The organism is Arthrobacter globiformis (genome assembly GCF_030815865.1).
Lineage (GTDB): Bacteria > Actinomycetota > Actinomycetes > Actinomycetales > Micrococcaceae > Arthrobacter > Arthrobacter globiformis_B.
Window position 1 is genome coordinate 1,906,274 of the sequence record NZ_JAUSXI010000001.1, and the last position, 19,910, is coordinate 1,926,183.

At 66.6% G+C, this 19,910-nt stretch carries 16 protein-coding genes and 1 pseudogene; 14 read left to right on the top strand and 3 right to left on the bottom strand.

What is annotated here, in order from left to right:
* Positions 1-95: 95 nt before the first annotated feature.
* A complete protein-coding gene (locus QFZ33_RS08705) occupies positions 96-569 on the bottom strand; it encodes an Lrp/AsnC family transcriptional regulator (protein ID WP_307026626.1) in 474 nt (157 codons plus the stop codon).
* 196 nt (positions 570-765) lie between these two features.
* Here QFZ33_RS08705 and pdhA point away from each other — a divergent pair, with 196 nt between their 5' ends.
* From pdhA to QFZ33_RS08720, 3 genes are read left to right on the top strand one after another with little or no spacing between them, the layout of a single operon-like run.
* Positions 766-1,941: a pyruvate dehydrogenase (acetyl-transferring) E1 component subunit alpha gene (pdhA, locus tag QFZ33_RS08710; protein ID WP_373427340.1), complete on the top strand. Its 1,176-nt coding sequence runs from the start codon at positions 766-768 to the stop codon at positions 1,939-1,941.
* Positions 1,941-2,951 (top strand): alpha-ketoacid dehydrogenase subunit beta, encoded by a 1,011-nt coding sequence (locus QFZ33_RS08715; protein WP_307026628.1) that lies wholly within the window; start codon positions 1,941-1,943, stop codon positions 2,949-2,951. Before pdhA ends, QFZ33_RS08715 begins: the two co-directional genes overlap by 1 nt.
* A complete protein-coding gene (locus QFZ33_RS08720; RefSeq protein WP_307026630.1) occupies positions 2,948-4,396 on the top strand; it encodes a dihydrolipoamide acetyltransferase family protein in 1,449 nt (482 codons plus the stop codon). The genes QFZ33_RS08715 and QFZ33_RS08720 overlap by 4 nt, the downstream gene beginning before the upstream one ends.
* Before the next feature lie 81 nt (positions 4,397-4,477).
* Here the strand turns inward: QFZ33_RS08720 and QFZ33_RS08725 are convergent, their stop codons facing one another.
* Entirely contained in the window at positions 4,478-5,152 is a 675-nt protein-coding gene (locus tag QFZ33_RS08725) for an SACE_7040 family transcriptional regulator (RefSeq protein WP_307026633.1), read from the bottom strand.
* Positions 5,153-5,297: 145 nt separating this feature from the next.
* Here QFZ33_RS08725 and QFZ33_RS08730 point away from each other — a divergent pair, with 145 nt between their 5' ends.
* The 7 genes and pseudogenes from QFZ33_RS08730 to QFZ33_RS08760 all read left to right on the top strand — a co-directional run bounded on the left by QFZ33_RS08730 (position 5,298) and on the right by QFZ33_RS08760 (position 13,289).
* Positions 5,298-6,905, top strand: a complete 1,608-nt coding sequence (locus QFZ33_RS08730; RefSeq protein ID WP_307026634.1) for a carboxyl transferase domain-containing protein — start codon at positions 5,298-5,300, stop codon at positions 6,903-6,905.
* A 7-nt stretch (positions 6,906-6,912) separates the two neighbouring features.
* Positions 6,913-9,150, top strand: coding sequence for an ATP-binding protein (locus tag QFZ33_RS08735; protein WP_307026637.1), 2,238 nt, complete (start codon positions 6,913-6,915; stop codon positions 9,148-9,150).
* A gap of 2 nt (positions 9,151-9,152) precedes the next feature.
* The gene (locus QFZ33_RS08740; protein WP_307026639.1) at positions 9,153-10,328 is read left to right on the top strand and encodes an acyl-CoA dehydrogenase family protein; all 1,176 of its coding nucleotides are present in this window, start codon (positions 9,153-9,155) and stop codon (positions 10,326-10,328) included.
* A gap of 55 nt (positions 10,329-10,383) precedes the next feature.
* Positions 10,384-11,175, top strand: coding sequence for a CoA transferase subunit A (locus QFZ33_RS08745; RefSeq protein WP_307026641.1), 792 nt, complete (start codon positions 10,384-10,386; stop codon positions 11,173-11,175).
* A 2-nt stretch (positions 11,176-11,177) separates the two neighbouring features.
* Positions 11,178-11,918 carry a CoA transferase subunit B gene (locus QFZ33_RS08750; protein WP_307026642.1) on the top strand — a complete coding sequence of 247 codons (741 nt, stop codon included), beginning with the start codon at positions 11,178-11,180 and terminating at the stop codon, positions 11,916-11,918.
* Positions 11,915-12,442: a MaoC family dehydratase gene (locus tag QFZ33_RS08755; protein ID WP_307026644.1), complete on the top strand. Its 528-nt coding sequence runs from the start codon at positions 11,915-11,917 to the stop codon at positions 12,440-12,442. The genes QFZ33_RS08750 and QFZ33_RS08755 overlap by 4 nt, the downstream gene beginning before the upstream one ends.
* A 15-nt stretch (positions 12,443-12,457) precedes the next feature.
* Positions 12,458-13,289, top strand: a pseudogene (locus QFZ33_RS08760) (HpcH/HpaI aldolase/citrate lyase family protein).
* A 52-nt stretch (positions 13,290-13,341) separates the two neighbouring features.
* Here the strand turns inward: QFZ33_RS08760 and QFZ33_RS08765 are convergent.
* The gene (locus QFZ33_RS08765; RefSeq protein ID WP_307026646.1) at positions 13,342-14,787 is read right to left on the bottom strand and encodes a lipase maturation factor family protein; all 1,446 of its coding nucleotides are present in this window, start codon (positions 14,785-14,787) and stop codon (positions 13,342-13,344) included.
* A 282-nt stretch (positions 14,788-15,069) separates the two neighbouring features.
* Between QFZ33_RS08765 and QFZ33_RS08770 the strand changes: the two genes are divergently transcribed.
* Genes QFZ33_RS08770 through QFZ33_RS08785 form a run of 4 tightly spaced genes read left to right on the top strand, consistent with a single transcriptional unit; the run spans position 15,070 to position 19,865 of the window.
* On the top strand, positions 15,070-16,491 hold the full coding sequence (locus QFZ33_RS08770; protein WP_307026648.1) for an extracellular solute-binding protein: 1,422 nt from the start codon (positions 15,070-15,072) through the stop codon (positions 16,489-16,491).
* Entirely contained in the window at positions 16,488-17,462 is a 975-nt protein-coding gene (locus QFZ33_RS08775; protein WP_373427247.1) for a carbohydrate ABC transporter permease, read from the top strand. Before QFZ33_RS08770 ends, QFZ33_RS08775 begins: the two co-directional genes overlap by 4 nt.
* 8 nt (positions 17,463-17,470) lie before the next feature.
* Positions 17,471-18,373, top strand: a complete 903-nt coding sequence (locus QFZ33_RS08780; protein WP_307026650.1) for a carbohydrate ABC transporter permease — start codon at positions 17,471-17,473, stop codon at positions 18,371-18,373.
* A 34-nt stretch (positions 18,374-18,407) separates the two neighbouring features.
* On the top strand, positions 18,408-19,865 hold the full coding sequence (locus QFZ33_RS08785; RefSeq protein ID WP_307026652.1) for a glycoside hydrolase family 32 protein: 1,458 nt from the start codon (positions 18,408-18,410) through the stop codon (positions 19,863-19,865).
* Positions 19,866-19,910 lie beyond the last annotated feature (45 nt).

Consider the following 19,910-nt stretch of genomic DNA (forward strand, 5'->3'; position numbering starts at 1 on the left):
TCACTTTGTGGAATAGCCTATAGCGGCCCCGCGCATTTGCATCGAAACCCCAGGAACCGCGATCGTTTCCCGTCGTTACAGCCTGCCAGATGCGCTCAGTCTTCCGCCGAGTTGCGGTCAAGCAGCGGCTGGATCCGGAATGGTATCAGTTCCCCCATCGCCAGGGCGGTATCGGTTCTCTCGACACCGTCGCAGGCCAGGATCTTCCCGTTGATCCGGAAGAGGTCTTCGGCGTCCAATGCCACCACGCGCAGCAGCAGGTCGGCCGAGCCCGTGAGGCCGTAGCCCTCGAGGATCTCCGGCACTGCCGCCAGCTCCTCGGCAAGGGAACTGAGCTTTTGCTGCTGGACGTGGACCGAGATGAAAGCCATCAGCGGATAGCCCAGGGACACCGGATTGATGCGCCGCTCGAACGACAGGAAGGCGTGCTTCTTCTCGAGCTGGGCCATCCGCGCTTGGACGGTGTTGCGGGAGAGGCCGAGCTTTTGGGCCAAGGCCACCACAGTACGGCGGGGATCCTGTGCCAGGGCGGAGAGCAGCCGGGTGTCTGTGCCATCCAAAGCTTGCATAATGCGCAAGGCTAGCACGGTCTGAAGGAGCAAAACAGGGCATTGTGCTCAGTTTCCGCCGCGGTGGTTGTACCACTTGAACATTGTGAGTATGGTCACAATTAACCGGGGCAAAGGCGCCCGGGAGGCCGGAATGCGGCGGTATCACGAGTCCTGCCGCGGGATGGTTACACGACGTCAGAAGGTTGCGGCAACAGTGGTGACAGACGATGCGGGCCAGGGCGGAACAGCCGCCGGCCAGGACAATAATGCAGGGCACCAGGGTGGCGCAGGCCACAACATGGTTCAGCTGATCACCCCCGCGGGGGAGCGCGTCAGCCATCCGGAGTATGACCCCTGGGTCAGAGACGTGTCGGACGAGCAACTGTGCTCGCTCTACGAGGACCTGGTGGTGATCCGGCGGATCGACAAAGAGGCAACTGCGCTACAGCGCCAGGGCGAACTAGGCCTCTGGCCGCCGCTGCTGGGCCAGGAGGCCTCGCAGGTGGGGTCCGTGCGATCCCTGCGGGATGACGACTTTATTTTTCCCAGCTATCGCGAGAACGGCGTGGCCTATTGCCGCGGGGTGGACCTGGCGGACATCTTGCGTGTCTGGCGCGGCGCTGCCTCCGGCGGCTGGGACCCGTACGCGGTCAACATGGCCATCCCGCAGATCGTCATCGGCGCGCAGACGCTGCATGCCACCGGGTACGCCATGGGAATCCAGAACGACGGCGCCGACTCCGCGGCGATTGTGTACTTCGGCGACGGCGCCACCAGCGAGGGCGATGTCAACGAGGCCATGGTCTTTGCCGCCAGCTTCCAGGTGCCCCTGGTGTTCTTCTGCCAAAACAACCACTGGGCCATCTCCGAACCGGTGCGCCTCCAGTCCCACACCCAGCTTGTGGACCGCGGGGCCGGATTCGGCATCCCCAGCATGCGGGTCGATGGCAACGACGTCCTGGCGGTCATGGCAGCCACGCGCGTCGCGCTCGACCGTGCCCGCCGGGGCGGCGGCCCCACCTTCATCGAGGCCGTCACGTACAGGATGGGCCCGCATACGACGGCGGATGATCCCACCCGGTACCGCGACCCCAACGAACTCGAGGACTGGGCGGCCAAGGATCCGATCGGCCGGGTCCATGCACTGCTGGACCGGAAAGGCCTGTTCACCGCGGAGTTCGAAGCCGGTGTGCGGACCAAGGCTGACGCCGTCGCCCGCGAACTGCGTGCCGGCTGCGTCGGCATGCCGGATCCCGAACCCCTGGACGTCTTCAAGCACGTGTACAGCACCCCCAATTCCTGGCTGGACCGCCAGCAGGACCACTACTCCCGTTACCTTGCCTCCTTCGGCGATCCCGCAGGGGCAACACAAGAAAAAGGTGCACGCTGATGACGCAGATGACCTTTGCGCGGGCAATAAACTCCGGCCTTCGCAGATCCCTCGACAACGATCCCAAGGTGCTCCTCATGGGCGAGGACATCGGCACCCTGGGCGGAGTCTTCCGTGTGACGGACGGACTGCAGAAGGACTTCGGCAAGCACCGCGTCGTGGACACGCCCCTGGCCGAGTCCGGCATCGTGGGCACCGCCGTTGGCCTGGCCTACCGCGGGTACCGGCCGGTGGTGGAAATCCAGTTCGACGGTTTTGTCTACCCCGCGTTCGACCAGATCGTGTCCCAGGTGGCCAAGATGCATTACCGCAGCCGCGGTGCCGTGAAGATGCCCATCACCATCCGCATCCCGTTCGGCGGCGGCATTGGGTCGCCGGAGCACCACTCCGAGTCGCCGGAGGCCTACTTCGCCCACACGGCAGGCCTTCGGGTGGTCACCCCGGCCAGCCCGCAGGACGCGCACACCATGATCCAGCAGGCCATTTCCTGTGATGACCCCGTGGTGTTCTTCGAGCCCAAGCGCCGCTACCACGACAAAGGCGAGGTGGACGAGTCACTCGATCCCAATTCAGCCACGCCGATGGGCCAGGCCCGGGTGGTCACGGACGGCAGCGACGTCACGCTCGTGGCCTACGGGCCGCTGGTGAAGACGGCCCGCGATGCGGCCACGGCGGCCGCGGACGAAGGTGTCTCGGTTGAGGTCATTGACCTGCGGTCGCTGGCTCCAGTGGATTTCGCCACCGTGGAGGCCTCGGTCCGCAAGACGGGCAGGCTGGTGATCACCCATGAGGCCGGGCAGTCGGGCGGGCTCGGTGCCGAGGTCGCGGCCAGCATCACCGAGCGCTGCTTCTACCACCTGGAGGCGGCGCCCGTCCGCATCACCGGGTTCGACGTGCCGTACCCCTATTCAAAGGTGGAGATGCACCATCTTCCGAATCTTGACCGGATTCTCGATGGCGTGGACCGCGCGCTGGGCCGGCCGAATTCGCTGAGCGGGCTGGAAGGATGACCGCCACCATGATTAAGGAATTCCGGCTGCCCGATCTCGGCGAAGGACTGACTGAATCCGAAATCGTCAGCTGGAAGGTGGGGGTGGGGGACACTGTCAGCCTGAATCAGATCATCGCAGAGGTGGAGACCGCCAAAGCGGTGGTGGAGCTGCCCTCACCCTTTGCGGGTGTGATCACGGCCCTGCATGAGCAGCCGGGAACCGTTGTGGAGGTGGGCAAGCCGATTGTCTCGTTCGAGGTGCAGGACGACGCCGGTAACCAGACCGCCGCTGCCGCTCCGGCTGAGGCGGCGCTCCCCAAGAGGGAACCCAACCTCGTCGGGTACGGCGCCGTCGTCGAAAGCACCGGCCGTCCCGTGCGACGGCAGCGCACGCTGGTTGAGCCTGCCCCGCTGGTTGAGCCTGCCCCGCTGGTTGAGCCTGCCCCGCTGGTTGAGCCTGCCAAAACCAAGCCTGTCGAAACCGCGACTCCGGCGGTTGAGCCTGTCGAAACCAAGCCTGTCGACACCAATCTTGTCGAAACCAAGCCTGTCGACACCAACCCCGCCGAGCGGCCCCGTTCCACGCCGCCCGTCCGGAAGCTCGCCAAGGACCTCGGAGTCGATCTGGAGAGTGTCACCGGGACCGGCCCCAGCGGTCTCATTACCCGTGAGGATGTGCGCAATTTCGTGGGCGGCGGGGATCTTCCCGCGGCCGCCCACGGGCTGGCAGCACAGGAACTGCAGCCCGCGCCGGCACAGGGCGAGCGTGAGGTGCGTACGCCTATCAAGGGTGTCCGGAAGTTTACGGCGGCCGCCATGGTCAGCAGCGCCTTCACAGCACCCCACGTGACGGAATTCCTCACTGTCGACGTCACCCCGGTCATGGAGCTGCTGGCCAGGCTTAAGGAAAGCAAGGCCTTTGCCGGCCACAAGCTCACGCCGCTGACCCTCGTGGCCAAGGCTGTCCTGATCGCCCTGCGGCGCAATCCCGGTCTCAACGCCAAGTGGGATGAGGCCAGCCAGGAGATCGTGCAGTTCAACTACGTGAACCTGGGCATCGCGGCCGCAACCCCGCGTGGCCTCACCGTTCCCAACATCAAGGATGCGGACCGGCTGGCGCTCGTCGACTTGTCCACCGCTCTCGCAGAACTGACGGACACTGCCAGGGCAGGGAAGACCAGCCCGGAAGGCCTCTCCGGCGGCACCATCTCCATCACCAACATCGGTGTCTTCGGCATCGACGCCGGCACGCCCATCCTCAACCCGGGGGAGGCCGCGATCCTCGCCATGGGCGCCGTCCGGAAAGCCCCGTGGGAGTACCAGGACCAGGTCGCGCTGAGGCAGGTCATGACACTGAGCCTCTCCTTCGACCACCGGCTGGTGGACGGCGAGCAGGGGTCCAGGTTCCTGGCCGATGTGGGCGCTCTCCTCGCGGATCCCGGTATGGCCTTCGCGATGGCCTAGCCGCGAGTTTTCCAGGTTGCCTGCCGCTCACGCTCGGGCGGCAGGCGCGGGACCCAGCGCTGGAATACTCGGCCAGCAGGGTTAGTCGGGGAGCGGGCTGGCTGTCACCAGCAGGGCCGCCAGCGCCATGTTCTCCAGAAGCGGCCGCGCCGACCTGATGGCCATCCGACTGCCGTGGTTCCGGACGGAGTGCGGCGTGGAGTTGATCAGGCCGAATGTCGCGTGGGCGCGCATGCGGAGGTCGGCCGTGTCTGTTGTGCCATGGATGCCGGCGAGCACGTCGACCCACACTTCCACGTAACTGCGCTGCAGGGCACGTACCTGTGCCTGGTCCTCGCTGGTCAGGTTGCTGAAATCCCTGTCCTGCACCCGGATCACGTCGGGGTTGCTGAGGGCAAAGTCCACGTGGAACTGGACCAGCCGGGAGAGGGCGGCGGAGGGATCGGCGGCGTCGGCAACCACGTGGCGGCCGCCGTCGAGCAGGTCCTGGCTGACGGTGAGCAGTAACGCGCCCAGCACGGCCTGCTTTCCGGGAAAATGGCGGTACACGGCAGGTCCGCTTACGCCTGCGGCGGCGCCAAGGTCCTCGAGGGAGACCCGGTTGAACCCGTTGCCGGCGAAGAGCGTGGCCGCAGCGGACAGGAGCGCCTGCCGCCGGGACTCCTTGGCCCGGCTGCGCTGCGTCGGGCCGGATGTCTCGCGGCCGTCTGCGGCCTGGCCGGGAGAGGTGAGCTCTCCGTGATCTGTGGTGGGCACATTTCCTCCTCGGAACCCAAAGAACTCTACCAACATCCTGTGTTGGACATCACAGTTACTAGAGACTAACCTAATCTCAGTTACGAGGCACTAACCGAAATGCGGCAGGACTGCCGCCGGATGTGCCCGGGAATGGAAGCGGTCAATGGAGACACTCGCCAGCCGGCTGGACACCGCCGGCAGCGCATTCGAGGCCAACCGCCTTGCGCAGCGCGCGCTCGCCGATGAGCTGCGGAAACGTCTTGCCACGGCGGCGCTGGGCGGGCCGGAGAAGTCCCGTGAGCGGCACATGGCGCGGGGCAAGCTGCTACCCCGGGAACGGATTGACAGGCTTCTCGACGACGGCAGCCCCTTCCTTGAGATCGCCCCGCTTGCTGCGAACGGCATGTACAACGACGATTCGCCCGGCGCCGGCATCATCGCAGGCATCGGACTGGTGCACGGCCGCCACGTGCTGGTGATTTCCAATGACGCCACCGTCAAGGGCGGCACCTACTACCCCATGACGGTGAAGAAGCACCTCAGGGCCCAGGAGATCGCCCTCGAGAACCGGCTGCCGTGTATCTACCTCGTGGATTCGGGCGGAGCCTTCCTCCCCAAGCAGGACGAAGTCTTTCCGGACCGGGACCATTTCGGCCGGATCTTCTACAACCAGGCCCGGATGTCCGCTGCCGGGATTCCCCAGATCGCCTCCGTCATGGGCTCCTGCACCGCAGGCGGTGCCTACGTTCCCGCGATGAGCGATGAAACGGTCATCGTCCGCAACCAGGGCACCATCTTCCTCGGCGGGCCGCCCCTAGTGAAGGCTGCCATTGGTGAGATCGTCAGCGCGGAAGAGCTAGGCGGCGGCGACGTCCACTCCCGGATCTCCGGCGTCACGGACCACCTCGCCGAAAATGACGAGCACGCCCTGCAGATCGTCCGCGACATCGTCGCCACGCTGCCCGGGCCCGCCGCGCCCGTGTGGGACGTGGACACCGCCGTCGAACCCGCTGCCGACCCCGGCCAGCTATACGGCGCCGTCCCCACGGACGTCAACGCCCAGTACGACGTCCGCGAGGTGATCGCCCGGCTGGTGGACGGCAGCCGCTTCCATGAGTTCAAGAAGAACTACGGCCCCACCCTGGTGACCGGATTCGCCAAGCTCCACGGGCACCCCGTGGGCATCGTGGCCAACAACGGCGTGCTGTTCAGCGAGTCGGCACTCAAGGGCGCCCACTTCATCGAACTGTGCGACCAGCGCGGCATTCCGCTGCTCTTCCTGCAGAACATCTCCGGCTTCATGGTGGGCAAGGACTACGAGCAGGGCGGCATTGCCAAGAACGGCGCCAAGATGGTCACCGCCGTGGCCACCACGCGCGTGCCCAAGCTGACCGTGGTGATCGGCGGGTCCTTCGGCGCCGGCAACTACTCGATGTGCGGCCGGGCCTATTCGCCGCGCTTCCTGTGGATGTGGCCCGCCAGCCGGATCTCCGTCATGGGCGGCAACCAGGCCTCAAGCGTCCTGGCCACCGTCAAACGCGACCAGTACCAGGCAGCAGGGCAGGAGTGGTCCGCAGCGGATGAAGAGGCATTCAAGGCCCCCATCCGGCAGCAGTACGAGGACCAGGGCAGCCCCTACTACTCCACGGCGCGGCTGTGGGACGACGGCGTGATCGACCCCGCCGACACCCGCACCGTGCTGGGCCTGGCCCTCGACGTCGTCTCCCGCGTCCCGCTGCCGGAGACCTCCTTCGGCCTCTTTCGAATGTGAGCCAACGATGACTACTAGTAGCGTGTTTCGCACCGTCCTGGTGGCCAACCGCGGTGAGATTGCCTGCCGGGTGATCAGGACCCTGCGCGCCATGGGCATCCGTTCGGTTGCCGTCTACAGCGATGCCGACGCCGGTGCCCGCCACGTGCGCGAGGCAGACGCCGCCGTCCGGATCGGCCCCGCCGCGGCCGCCCAGAGCTACCTCAACATCGACGCGATCATCAGGGCATGCCAGGACACCGGGGCCCAGGCGGTGCACCCAGGGTATGGATTCCTGAGTGAGAACGCGGACTTCGCCAGGGCACTGGAGGCCGCCGGCATAGCCTTCATCGGCCCCGGGGTCGAGGCCCTGGATGTCATGGGGGACAAGATCCGCTCGAAGAACCACGTGGCCGGGTATGGCGTTCCGGTGGTCCCGGGCATCGCCGAGCCCGGCATGACGGATGAGGATCTCATGACCGCCGCCCCGGCCGTGGGGTTCCCCCTGCTGATCAAGCCGTCGGCGGGCGGCGGCGGCAAGGGAATGCATGCGGTGGACCGGCCCGAGGACCTGCCGTCCGCCCTGGCAACTGCACGTCGCGTGGCTGCGAGCGCGTTTGGAGACGACACCCTGTTCCTGGAGCGCCTGGTGACGTCCCCGCGGCACATCGAGGTGCAGGTTCTGGCCGATGCGCACGGCAACGTCATCCACCTGGGGGAGCGCGAGTGCTCCCTGCAACGGCGGCACCAGAAGGTCATCGAGGAGGCGCCGTCACCCCTGCTGGAATCGCTGGCCGACGGCGAGGCCGTCCGCGCGAAGATCGGCGAGGCCGCGTGCCAGGCTGCCCGGAGCGTCCACTACATCGGCGCCGGCACGGTGGAGTTCCTCGTTTCCGACGATTCCCCGGACGAGTTCTTCTTCATGGAAATGAATACCCGGCTCCAGGTGGAACATCCGGTGACGGAGATGGTCACCGGCATCGACCTCGTCGAGTGGCAGGTGCGCATCGCCGCCGGTGAGGTGCTCACCGTCGGACAGGACGACGTCGTTCTTAACGGCCACGCCGCGGAGGCCCGCGTCTACGCCGAGACCCCGCACCGAAACTTCCTGCCGTCCTCGGGCGAGGTGGTGCTGCTCGACGAACGCGGCGGCCTCTTGACGCCACTGGGCCGGCCGGGTCCCCCAGCGGCTCCCGGCACTGGTCTTCTCCAGACCCGGGACGTGCGCATCGACTCATCGCTGCTGCCGGGACTGGAAATCTCCAGCGACTACGACCCCATGCTGTCCAAGGTCATCGCCTGGGGAGCCGACCGCAAGGCCGCCCTCGACAAACTGGACGCGGCGTTGGAGCGGTACACGGTGCTTGGCATCGACACCAACGTGGAGTACCTGCGGCTCCTGATCAATGACGAGGATGTCCGCGCCGGCCGCTTGGACACTACGCTGATTGACCGCAAGATGCCGAAACTGGCGTTCCGGGACATCGGCGACACAGAGCTCGCGGCCGCTGCCCTGCGGTGCTGGCTTGGGGAGGCCGGTGCCAGCGGATCAGGTCCCAGGTCGCCCTGGCACAGCGCCCGGGGCTGGCGTCTCGGGGCTCCCGCGCCGTGGCGGATGAGCTTCGGCCTTCCCGGCGGTGACATGGCCACCGTGGCCGTCACGTGGCAGGGCGACGGCGCGGCCGAGACCGGCCACGCCCTGATCCGCGTCGACGACGGCCCGGAGCGGACAGTGCGGGTCCTCGGACCGGCCAGGGCGGGATTCAATGCTGACGGATCCGACGTACCCGGACTCGACGTCATCGCACTCGAGGTGGAGGACCAGCAGCACACGTTCGCCATCGGTGTGTCCCGGGAGAACCATTCCGACGGCGACCATCGCCGGAAAGCGCGGCCGCGGCACGTTTACGTGGGCAGCGGCGGCTGGTCCTGCGGGTTCGAAGTCCTCACCCGGGAGTCGCGCCTGGAACGGGTGCTGGCCGCCGTCGAACGGGAAGAGGGCGCCGCCGATCCGGAGGTCCGGTCACCCATGCCGGGGACCGTCGTCTCCGTTGCGGTGCACGACCGAGATCCGGTGTCGACGGGACAGGTGCTGCTGTCCGTGGAGGCCATGAAAATGGAACACCAGCTCGTTGCCGAAGTCTCCGGCACAGTCCATATCACCGTCGCCACCGGTGACCTGGTCAAGGCCGACCAGGTCGTCGCCACTATTCACGCGGCCGGCGCCGCAACACAGGATCCAACAGATGAACGTAAGGAGGCCTAGCCATGGCCGATTTTGACCTCAGCGAGGAATACCAGGACCTCAGCAAGACCGTCCGCGAATTCGCCGACGAGGTGGTGGCGCCCGTCTCGGCCAAGCACGACGAGGAGCACAGTTTCCCCTACGAAGTGGTCTCGCAGATGGCGGACATGGGCCTGTTCGGCCTGCCGTTCCCGGAGGAGTACGGCGGGATGGGCGGCGACTACTTCGCGCTGGCCCTTGCGCTGGAACAGCTGGGGCGGGTGGACCAGTCAGTTGCGATCACGCTGGAGGCAGGGGTGTCCCTTGGCGCCATGCCCGTCTACCGTTTCGGCACCGAGGCGCAGAAGCAGGAGTGGCTGCCGCTGCTCGCGTCCGGAAAGGCGCTCGCCGGCTTCGGCCTGACCGAACCGGAGGCCGGCTCGGACGCAGGCGGCACGAAAACCATGGCCCGGCTGGAAGGCAGCGGAGACGCAAAAAACTGGGTCATCAACGGCAACAAGGAATTCATCACCAACTCGGGAACGGACATCAGCAAGCTGGTGACCGTCACCGCCGTCACGGGCCAGCAGGAGCGCAAGGACGGCAGCATCAGGAAGGAGATCTCCACCATCCTGGTGCCCACCGACACGCCCGGCTTCAAGGCCGAGAAGGCGTACAACAAGGTGGGCTGGAACGCTTCGGACACCCACCCCCTGACGCTGCGGGACGTCACCGTTCCAGAGGCGAACCTGCTGGGGGAGCGGGGCCGGGGCTACGCCAACTTCCTTTCCATCCTGGACGAAGGCAGGATCGCCATCGCCGCCCTGGCCACAGGCGCTGCGCAGGGCTGCGTGGATCTTTCGGTCCGTTACGCCAAGGATCGCAGCGCGTTCGGGACCAATATCGGCAAGCACCAGGCCATTGCGTTCAAGATCGCCCGCATGCAGGCGCGCGCCCATACGGCCCGTCTTGCTTACTACGATGCGGCCGCCCGGATGCTCGCCGGCAAGCCGTTCAAGACCCAGGCGGCCATAGCTAAGATGGTCGCAGGCGAGGCGGCCATGGACAACGCGCGGGATGCCACCCAGGTATTCGGCGGCTATGGCTTCATCAACGAGTTCACCGTGGCGCGCCACTACCGGGACTCCAAGATCCTGGAGGTCGGGGAGGGCACCACGGAGGTCCAGCTGATGCTGATCGCCCGGGAACTGGGGCTGTAACAGGCCCGGTGGCCGTGTCTGTCGAAAGTCTGTGGAGACGCCGAAAGGATCAACGATGATTGACAAGGTTGTTGCCAGCGCTGACGAAGCGGTCGCCGACATATCCGACGGCGCGTCGCTCGCCGTCGGGGGTTTTGGCCTGTGCGGGATCCCGGTGGCGCTGATAGACGCCCTCCATCGCCGTGGCACCACGGACCTGGAGACTGTCAGCAACAACTGCGGCGTGGACGACTGGGGCCTGGGGATCCTCCTCCGGGACGGCAGGATCCGCCGGACTGTCAGCTCGTACGTAGGGGAGAACAAGGAGTTCGCCCGGCAGTATCTCGCCGGCGAACTGGAGGTGGTCCTGACCCCGCAGGGCACCCTGGCGGAGAAGCTGCGCGCCGGCGGCGCCGGCATCCCCGCTTTTTACACCAAGGCGGGCGTGGGGACCCAGGTGTCCGACGGCGGTCTGCCGCAGAAATACGACGCCGACGGCGGCATCGCCATCGCATCCCCGGCGAAGGAAGTTCGGACCTTCGATGGCGTCGACTACGTTTTGGAGGAGTCGCTCACCCCCGACTTCGGCCTGGTCCACGCCTGGAAGGGCGACCGCCACGGGAACCTCGTCTTCCACGCCACGGCCATGAACTTCAACCCCCTTTGCGCCATGGCGGGAAAGATCACCATCGCGGAGGTGGAGGAACTCGTGGAGCCGGGGGAGTTGGACCCCGAACACGTCCACCTGCCGGGCATCTTCGTCCAGCGGGTGGTGGTGGTGCCCGAGTCCGAGAAGCGCATTGAGAAGCGGACGGTCGCATTGTCTGCGGCGGGAACCGCCGGCATCACCGAACAGGCAGGAGCGTAGCCATGGACCTGAACAGCGCGATGGGGCAGCCGCCCCGCCCCGAGGCCGTCCGTCCCGAGTACCGCCGGGCTGCTTCCTCACACCCCGAGGGCAAAGGCTGGACCCGCAATGAGCTCGCCGCCCGGGTGGCCCAGGAGCTGAGCAACGGCCAGTACGTGAACCTCGGCATCGGCATGCCCACCCTGATCCCCAACTACATCCCGGCCGGCGTTGAAGTGGTCCTGCATTCCGAGAACGGCATCCTCGGCGTCGGGCCCTACCCCGGCGAGGACGAGGTGGATCCGGACCTCATCAACGCCGGCAAGGAAACTGTCACCGTCAACAAGGGCGCCGCGTTCTTCGACTCCGCGCAGTCCTTCGGCATGATCCGCGGCGGGCACGTGGACGTGGCCGTGCTTGGCGCCATGGAGGTGGCCGCGAACGGGGACCTCGCCAACTGGATGATCCCCGGAAAGATGGTCAAGGGGATGGGTGGGGCCATGGACCTGGTCTTCGGAGCCAAGAAAGTGATCGTGATGATGGAGCACGTGGACCGCAGCGGGAAACCGAAGATCGTGGATCGCTGTTCGCTGCCCCTGACGGGCAAGGCGTGCGTGGACCGCATCATCACCGACCTTGCCGTCCTCGATGTCACGCCCGACGGCCTGATCCTGCGCGAGCTCGCCCCCAACGTATCGGTGGAGGATGTTGCCGCGGCCACCGGGGCGGACCTGTTCGAGGAAGACCAGGAACTCACCGTATGAGCGCGGTTTCGACAGGCTCAACCACCGGCGGTGCCCGGGTCGTCGAGCAGCGCGGACTCTACTTCGAGGAACTCGAGGAGGACGTCGTTTACGCCCACCGCCCCGGGCGGACCGTCACGGAGACGGACAACGTGCTGTTCACCACCATGACCATGAACACGCAGGGGCTGCACCTGGACGCGGCCTGGAGCGCGGGCCAGCCCTTCGGCCAGCGGCTGGTGAACTCCATGTTCACGCTGGCGACGGTGGTAGGGCAGTCCGTCGGCCAGCTGACCCAGGGCACCATCATTGCGCAGCTGGGGCTGACGGACGTCTCCTTCCCGCACCCGCTCTACCACGGTGACACGCTCTACACGGACACCGTCATCACCGGCAAGCGGCTGTCCGGGTCAAGGCCGGGGCAGGGCGTCGTCACCATGCAGCACACCGGCCGCAACCAAGACGGAACGGTGGTGGCGCTGGCCACGCGGAGCTGCCTGATGTGGACGCGCGAGGCACATATAGAGGCGCAGCGGGGCAAATAATCGGACAATGACTGTATGACTTTTGTGATGGGCCCTGCCCTGCTTTTCTGCCCTGCCGACCGCCCCGAACGCTTCCAAAAGGCCGCCGAGCGCGCCGACGCCGTCATCCTGGATCTTGAGGATGCCGTGGCGGCGCCGGACAAGCAGCGGGCCCGGGGCGCCATCCTCGCCCAGCTCGGGGGCTCCGGCGACGGGCCGGAACTCGACCCCAGCCGGACCATCATCAGGATCAACCCGGCCGGCACTGAGGACTTCGAGAAGGACCTGCACTGCCTGGCGCACACGCCCTACCGCAGCGTCATGCTCGCCAAGGCAGAGAGCGCGAGCCAGCTCCGGGCCCTGCCGGACTTCCACGTGATTGCCCTGTGCGAGACGGCCGCGGGCGTAGTCCACGCCCCCGCCATTGCCGCCGAACCCAATGTGGTGGCCATGATGTGGGGAGCGGAGGACCTTCTCGCCTCCCTTGGCGGCACCTCCAGCAGGAACGACGACGGCGGCTACCGCGCTGTTGCCCTGCACGCCCGCTCCGCTGTCCTCCTGGCAGCGGGCGCAGCCGGCAAGCAGGCCGTGGACGCGGTCTACGTGAACATCCCCGACCTTGACGGGCTCGCCGCGGAGGCCCGGGACGCCGCTGCCTCCGGGTTCGGCTCCAAGGCCTGCATCCACCCCAGCCAGGTGGCCGCCGTCCGGGCCGCCTACGCACCCTCGGGCGAGGACGTGGCCGCTGCCACGCACCTGCTGGAGGCCGCAAAGGAAGCCGGGACCGGCGTGTTCCAGTACCAGGGCCCGGATGATCGACGGCCCCATCCTCCGGCACGCGGAGTCGGTGCTCCGCAGGGCCCGGTAGGTTCCACAGCGCCCGGTAGCCCGCCGTCGTCCTCGTTATATTCCGGACGCCATCATTTCCGTGCCCGCAGGGAGATGGGCGGGATCGCCTCGTACAGCGGTGTCCGGACCCAGCGCTGGCCTGTCTCCCGGAACTCCGCCCGGGTGGCGAAGCGGTATAGGTAGGTGCGTGCGCGCACCCAGCGGGGGCGTTCGCCGCCGAACGGGTCATGGCGCAGCAGCCGCAGCATCGCTGCGTCTGCCTCGAGCAGCTTGCCCAGGAAGGCGTAGAACCATTCCTCGTGGACGGTGCGCAGGGGCAGGAACCACATGAGCCAGTCCAGCCGCAGATGGTAGGGCGCCCACTGTCGGGGCAGCCTGTGCACCTCGCCCGGTTTTCCCTTGAAACCGTACTCGCGCCAGTCGGCCGCCTCGTCCGGATCCTCGTCCAGGGTGCCCTCCACCGCCACCTCGATGCGCTGCTTGGTCACCGTGCCGAACGCGCCGTAGGTGTTCACCAGCTGCCAGCGGTTGAAGCTGGCGTTCATCAGCTGGTACTCGGAGAACAGGTTGCGGATGGGCCAGTAGCTGAGGACCACCAGGAGCAGGGACACGGCCAGCGTGATGAGGAGCCACCACAGCGGCGTCTCCCCGGTGGTGTGCCATTCCAGCGGAATGAATGGCAGTACCGCGTGCGCCACGGGATCGCTGACGCCGGCGAAGGCGAGCACGATCGCAATCCAGTTCAGCCAGGCGAAATTGCCGCTGGCCACCAGCCACAGCTGGGTGAAGATGACGATGCCCGCCGCAATGCTGCCCAGCGGCTGCGGCGCGAAGAGGAAGAACGGCACCACCAGCTGGGCGAAGTGGTTCCCCACCACCTCCAGCCGGTGGAAGGGCTTCGGCAGCAGATGCGCCTGCCGGCTTAGGGGGCCGGGCATCGGCTGCGTCTCGTGGTGGTAGTACAGGGCGGTGAGGTCGCGCCACTCCCGGCCGCCGCGGATCTTGATCATGCCGGCACCGAATTCCAGCCGGAACACCAGCCAGGCCACGAGGATGAGGATGGTCCTGGGCGGATGGGTCTGGTCCGATCCGAGGAAGGCCACTGTGAAGCCGGCCTCCAGGAGCAGCATCTCCCAGCCGAACCCGTAAAACGTCTGGCCCACGTTGACCACCGACATGTACAGCAGCCACAAGGCCAGGAAAGCGATCAGCGGCAGCCAGGGCGGGCCGAGCTGGGGGAGGCCGAGGACCAGGACGCCGGAGATGACCAGCCCCACGATACATACGGCCCGGAACAGCCGGTCCGAGTAGCGCCAGCGGAACAGCGTGGGCCTGCGCATCCGGCTGAAGGCCTTCAGGTAATCCGGTACAGGAAGGAGTCCGCGCTCGCCGAGGAGCGCGGGGAACTGGTTGAGGGAGGAGAGGAACGCGACGAAATAGAGTGCGGCGACGCCGCGCTGCAGCACCTGCCGGGCGAATTCATAGTCCGGCGCATCGAACCACGCGGCCCAGTCCACGGGCACCACGTTACCCCGGCCCGGATGCGCGTCAAGGTGTGTGCTCGTCCAGGCGGGAGCCAATGGAGGTAGGGCGCCACTTCGTTGTGCGCAAATCAGACAAGGACAAGGGCCAGCCATCAGTCCACGACGCGAAGCGGGGGAGTGACGGGGGCTAGGCATGTAGGAAGTCAGCATCGGCGCGGACGTCTTCGGTGGCTGGTGCGGCGGTTAATTGTGAGGCTTGACACGTGTTAGGCCGGCCATCTACAGTTCCTAACACGTGTTAGGAAGGAAAATGACATGACCGGAGCCACAAACGGGCACCTGCGGGAGATCACCCGTCGTACCGCCCTTGGTGCCCTCGGCGCGGGAATTATCGGAGCGACCGTGGCATCGTGGCCGCGTCTCTCCGGGACCGACATTCCAGGCCGCGGGGACAACAGCCTCAGCATCGCCATCATGGGCACCGCCGCGGACGCCGCCGCCCGCCAGCGCGCCATCGACGCTTTCACCCGACTCCACCCGGAGATCAAGGTCAAGGTCCAGGCCATCCAGGCCGTGGATTGGAAAGACTTCTTCACCAAGATCCTCACTATGGTGGCCGCAGGGACACCACCGGACGTGGTCTACGTGGCCACCGAAGGCGCCCAGCTGTTCGCGGAAAAGCTCGCCCACCCGCTCGACGAGTACGTGCGCCGCGACGCCGCGGACATGGCCGAGTTCTTCGACGACGTCCACCCCAGCCTGGTTGAGGCCTTCATGTACAAGGGCAGCCTGTACCAGCTCCCCATGGACTGGAACGCGGCCAACATGTACTACAACACCACCGCATTCGCCCAGGCCGGACTGGAGCGCCCGGCGGATGACTGGACCCACGTGGACTTCCGCAACAGCCTCGCTGCCATGCGCAAGGCCCGCACCTCGGACTTCACGCCCTACTACTGGACCAACCGGCTCTTCGGCGGTGTGGTGCCGTGGCTCTACGCGAATGACACCAGCTTCCTGAAGGAAACCAGGTCCGCCGGCGGGGAGTGGCTCTGGGACGGCTTCTACGCCAACGATCCCTCCCGAGGCCTCCGCTCAGGCGGATACCAATGGCTCGAGCCCAACGCCAACGACGACCGTGTGTTCGAGTCCTTCGATTACCTCCGCGGGCTGGTCAAGGACGGGCTCGGTGTCCGCCCGGAGGAAGGCGGCGGCAGCTCACTCGTGGGGCTATTCGCCTCCAACCGCATTGGCACCACGCCGGCCGGCGGCTACTGGGTCCAGGGCCTGCACGAGGCCGGGATGGGCGAAAGTGATTTCGACGTCCAGTTCTTCCCGCGCTGGAAGACCCAGCGCCACCAGTTCGGCACCGCCGGCTACGCGATCATGAAGACCGCCAAAGACAAGGACGCCGCCTGGGAGTGGATCAAGTTCAGCTCCAGCCGTGAGGCGATGGAGCTGATCTTCCCGAACCCGATCACCACGCCGGCGCGCCGCTCCATGGTCAACGAACAGCTCTATGCCGGCAAGGGACCCGCGCACTGGAAGGTCTTCTACGACACCCTGGACCGGTTCCCCACCTCCGGCCCCATTCCTGCACCACCGCAGCAGGCCGCCGTCGAAACGGCCCTGATGAAGAACGTATCGCTGGCTGTCAGCGGCGACGAGCGTCAGCTCAAGCAGGCCCTCGCCTCCATGCAGCGCGACCTTGAACTGGCCTTGAGGAGGCAGTCATGAGCACCACCACCCGCCGGCCGGCAGGGCAGTCCGGCAAGGGGGCAGCCGGCAAGGCGATGCCTGCCGCCACAGCCGGAAGAAACGCCACCGCCAAGTCACGGCAAGGCCAGCGCTGGCTGGCCTGGATCTTCCTGGCCCCCACCATCCTCGGAATGGGCCTGTTCACGCTGATCCCAATCGTGGCGTCCGTGGTCCTCGCATTCTTCCGCTGGGACATCATTTCGGCGCCCACTTTCGTGGGCTTCGACAACTTCTCCGAAGTCGTCCAGGACCCCACCGTCCGGGTGTCATTCCTGAACACCATCCTGTTTGTGGTGGTGGCCGTGGCCCTCCAGTTGGGTCTTGCCCTCGCGCTGGCCATCATGGTGCAGGAGAAAATGCCGTCCTGGTTGCGCGTGTTCTTCCGCTCGGCGTTCTTCTTCCCGCTGATCCTGTCCGCTGCGTCGGTTTCCATCTTCATGCGGTATCTCTTCAATGAACAGTTCGGCGTGGTCAACTGGTTCCTGTCCCTCGTAGGCATCCCCGCCGTCCCGTGGCTGACCACGCCAGGCGGGTCCGCCGCCGTCGTGATCCTGGTCTACGTGTGGCAGAACTTCGGGTTCTCCTTCCTGCTGTTCATCGGCGGCCTGGCCTCCATTCCCGTGGAGACATACGAAGCGGCAGCGATCGACGGCGCCACCGGCTGGCGCAAGCACCTGCACGTGACGCTGCCCCTGCTCAGCCCCACCACGCTGGTGGCCTCGGTGATGGCCATCATCAGCGCCCTCCAGGTGTTCGACCAGCCCTACGTGCTGACCCGTGGCGGCCCCGGCGACTCCACACGCACCGCCGTCATGGTGATCTTCGAATCGGCCTTCCAGCGCCTCGAGTTCGGCCAGGCGTCCGCCATCGGCGTTCTACTCACTCTGATCATTATGGCCATCACGGCCGCGCAGTTCCGGCTCAGCAAACGATTCGTCTTCTACCAGTAAGGCCAGCCATGACAACCACAACAGACCACGGCCTGGCTGGGCATTCCCCCAGGCTTTCCGAAGGCCTCCCGGAAACGGCATCCAATCGTCGCAGGTTCAACTGGAACTTCGCCTTCCGCATCGTTCTGCTGCTGCTCGCGGCCGCCCTGACGCTGGGCCCGGTGCTGTGGACCCTGTCCACATCGTTGCGGTCGCCGTCGGAATCCTTCAAGCTGCCGCCGTCGTTCATCCCGTGGAATCCGGACTTCACGTCCTACGGTGAGGTCTTCCAGCAGCTGAACATCTTCCTCCTCGTCCTCAACAGCGCCCTGGTGACAGGGCTGATCGCGGTGGGTCAGATGGTCTCCGCAGCGCTGGCAGGCTATGCCTTCGCACACCTGAAGTTCCGCGGCCGCGGCGCACTTTTCTCGATCGTATTGGCCACCATGATGGTCCCTGTACAAGTCACGATCGTGCCCGTCTTCATGCTGATCCGCGGCATGGGCCTTTCGGACACGCTGCTGGCGCTGATCCTGCCGGCCATTCCGACGGCGTTCGGCACCTTCCTGATGCGCCAGTACTTCATGGGGCTCCCCGCCGAGCTCGCCGAGGCCGCCTCGATCGACGGCGCCTCGCCCTGGCGGACGTTCCGTTCCGTGTACGCGCCGCTGGCGATGCCCGGCATGGCGATCGTGGGAATCCTCGCGTTCAACTTCCACTGGAACGAGTTCTTCCGCCCGCTCATCCTGACCATCTCCGAACAAAACTTCACGCTCCCGCTCGGACTGGTCTCGCTCCAGGGCAACCTGGGAACCGGCAGCATCTCCGTGGTGCTCGCAGGCGTGGTCCTGTCCATGATTCCGGCGCTGGTGGTCTTTATGTTCGGCCAGCGCGCACTCCAGGACGGCCTCACGGCCGGCACCGGAAAATAACCCTCCCATTCCTGAATACTGAAAGGCCCCCTCCATGCCCTCCCCGGACCTCGCCGCCGTCCGCTTCGCCGACGTCGCCGCCGCCCACACCGACCCCGCCTTCCCGCGGTTCCACCCGCGTCCTGCCCAGGGCTGGATCAACGATCCCAACGGCATCAGCCACATCAACGGCCGGTACCACGTGTTTTTCCAGTACAACCCGGACTCAGCCAGGCACCACAGGATCGTCTGGGGCCACGTGAGCTCAGCCGACCTGGTGCGCTGGGAAGAACACCCGGTGGCGCTGCGCCCGCAGCACGGCGGGCCGGATGAGTACGGCTGCTGGACCGGTGTGGTGACGGACGACGGCGGTGTTCCCACCGCGGCGTACTCGGGCGTCCGCGGCGACGGGGGTCACTCCCAGGTGGTCATCGCCCGCGGCACGGAGGACCTGGTCCAGTGGGAACAGTCCGGCCACGTGGCGGCCTCGATGCCGGCCGACGGGGAGGTCATTGCGGTGCGCGATCCGTTCATCTTCCGGTTCAACGGCAAGCGGTACGCCATACAGGGCGCCGGCCTCGCCAGCGGGAACGCCGCACTGCTCCTGTACACGGTGGAGGACATGTCCGACTGGAAGTACCAGGGTGTCTGGCTGACCTCGGAGAACCCGGTGGCCGCCGAATCCACGCCGGCCGAGATCTGGGAATGCCCGCAGCTGGTGCGGGTGCCTGATTCCTCCGGTGATTTGGGGTTCGCGGGAGATGCCTCCGGCGAGTCCTCTGAAGATTCCGGGACCTGGCTGATGATGTTCTCGCTTTGGCTTTCCGGTGACGCCCACGAACACGCCAACGGCGTGGGTCACCTGGTCGGTTCGCTGACCGAGGACCCGGAGACCGGGCTGCCGGTCTTCACCCCACGCGGCGGCGGGAAGTCCGACCTCGGGCGCGACTTCTACGCTCCCCAGATCGTGGCGCTGGAGGACCGCGCCCTGCTGTGGGGCTGGGCCAATGAGGGCCCGGGCCGCGACGGACGCCGCGGCCGCAGCCAGGACGAAATTGACGCTGCCGGCTGGGCGGGTGTCCTGACCTTCCCGCGTGAACTCTCTGTGGTCGACGGCGCCCTTGCCGTCAGCCCCGCCCCGGAAATCGACGCCTACCGTGGAGCGCGGACGGCCAGCCAGGCGGGCGGATCTATTGTGCTGCCTCCGTTTGCCGAGGCCTTGGTGACTGCGGGCGGGGCTGGTTCGGAAGGTGCGGGTGCTGGCGGGGACACCGCCGTCGAACTCCTGCTCGTGGGGGACGGCAGCCGCCAGACCGTCTTCAACGGAACCATCGCACCGGGCGAGGAACTGCGGGTCTTCGTGGATGCCTCGCTGGTGGAGGTCTACCGGGCCGGTTCGGTGGCCACCACACTGCGTGCTTACCCGGCGGCGGGGGAAGAGTGGCAGCTGCACATTCCTACCGGTGCCTCCGCCGATGTCTGGGAACTAGTGCAGGCGCCGGCCCAGGGCTGACTTCGCATGCGGACTTAGTCCCAGCCGGGCCTAACGTCCGGCCGG

Coding starts and splice junctions, on each gene's coding strand:
- QFZ33_RS08705 (WP_307026626.1), bottom strand. CDS start 569: ATGCAAGCTTTGGATGGCACAGACACCCGGCTGCTCTCCGCCCTGGCA.
- QFZ33_RS08780 (WP_307026650.1), top strand. CDS start 17,471: ATGACAACCACAACAGACCACGGCCTGGCTGGGCATTCCCCCAGGCTT.
- QFZ33_RS08770 (WP_307026648.1), top strand. CDS start 15,070: ATGACCGGAGCCACAAACGGGCACCTGCGGGAGATCACCCGTCGTACC.
- QFZ33_RS08775 (WP_373427247.1), top strand. CDS start 16,488: ATGAGCACCACCACCCGCCGGCCGGCAGGGCAGTCCGGCAAGGGGGCA.
- QFZ33_RS08785 (WP_307026652.1), top strand. CDS start 18,408: ATGCCCTCCCCGGACCTCGCCGCCGTCCGCTTCGCCGACGTCGCCGCC.
- QFZ33_RS08735 (WP_307026637.1), top strand. CDS start 6,913: ATGACTACTAGTAGCGTGTTTCGCACCGTCCTGGTGGCCAACCGCGGT.
- QFZ33_RS08745 (WP_307026641.1), top strand. CDS start 10,384: ATGATTGACAAGGTTGTTGCCAGCGCTGACGAAGCGGTCGCCGACATA.
- QFZ33_RS08740 (WP_307026639.1), top strand. CDS start 9,153: ATGGCCGATTTTGACCTCAGCGAGGAATACCAGGACCTCAGCAAGACC.
- QFZ33_RS08715 (WP_307026628.1), top strand. CDS start 1,941: ATGACGCAGATGACCTTTGCGCGGGCAATAAACTCCGGCCTTCGCAGA.
- QFZ33_RS08730 (WP_307026634.1), top strand. CDS start 5,298: ATGGAGACACTCGCCAGCCGGCTGGACACCGCCGGCAGCGCATTCGAG.
- QFZ33_RS08755 (WP_307026644.1), top strand. CDS start 11,915: ATGAGCGCGGTTTCGACAGGCTCAACCACCGGCGGTGCCCGGGTCGTC.
- QFZ33_RS08750 (WP_307026642.1), top strand. CDS start 11,178: ATGGACCTGAACAGCGCGATGGGGCAGCCGCCCCGCCCCGAGGCCGTC.
- QFZ33_RS08720 (WP_307026630.1), top strand. CDS start 2,948: ATGACCGCCACCATGATTAAGGAATTCCGGCTGCCCGATCTCGGCGAA.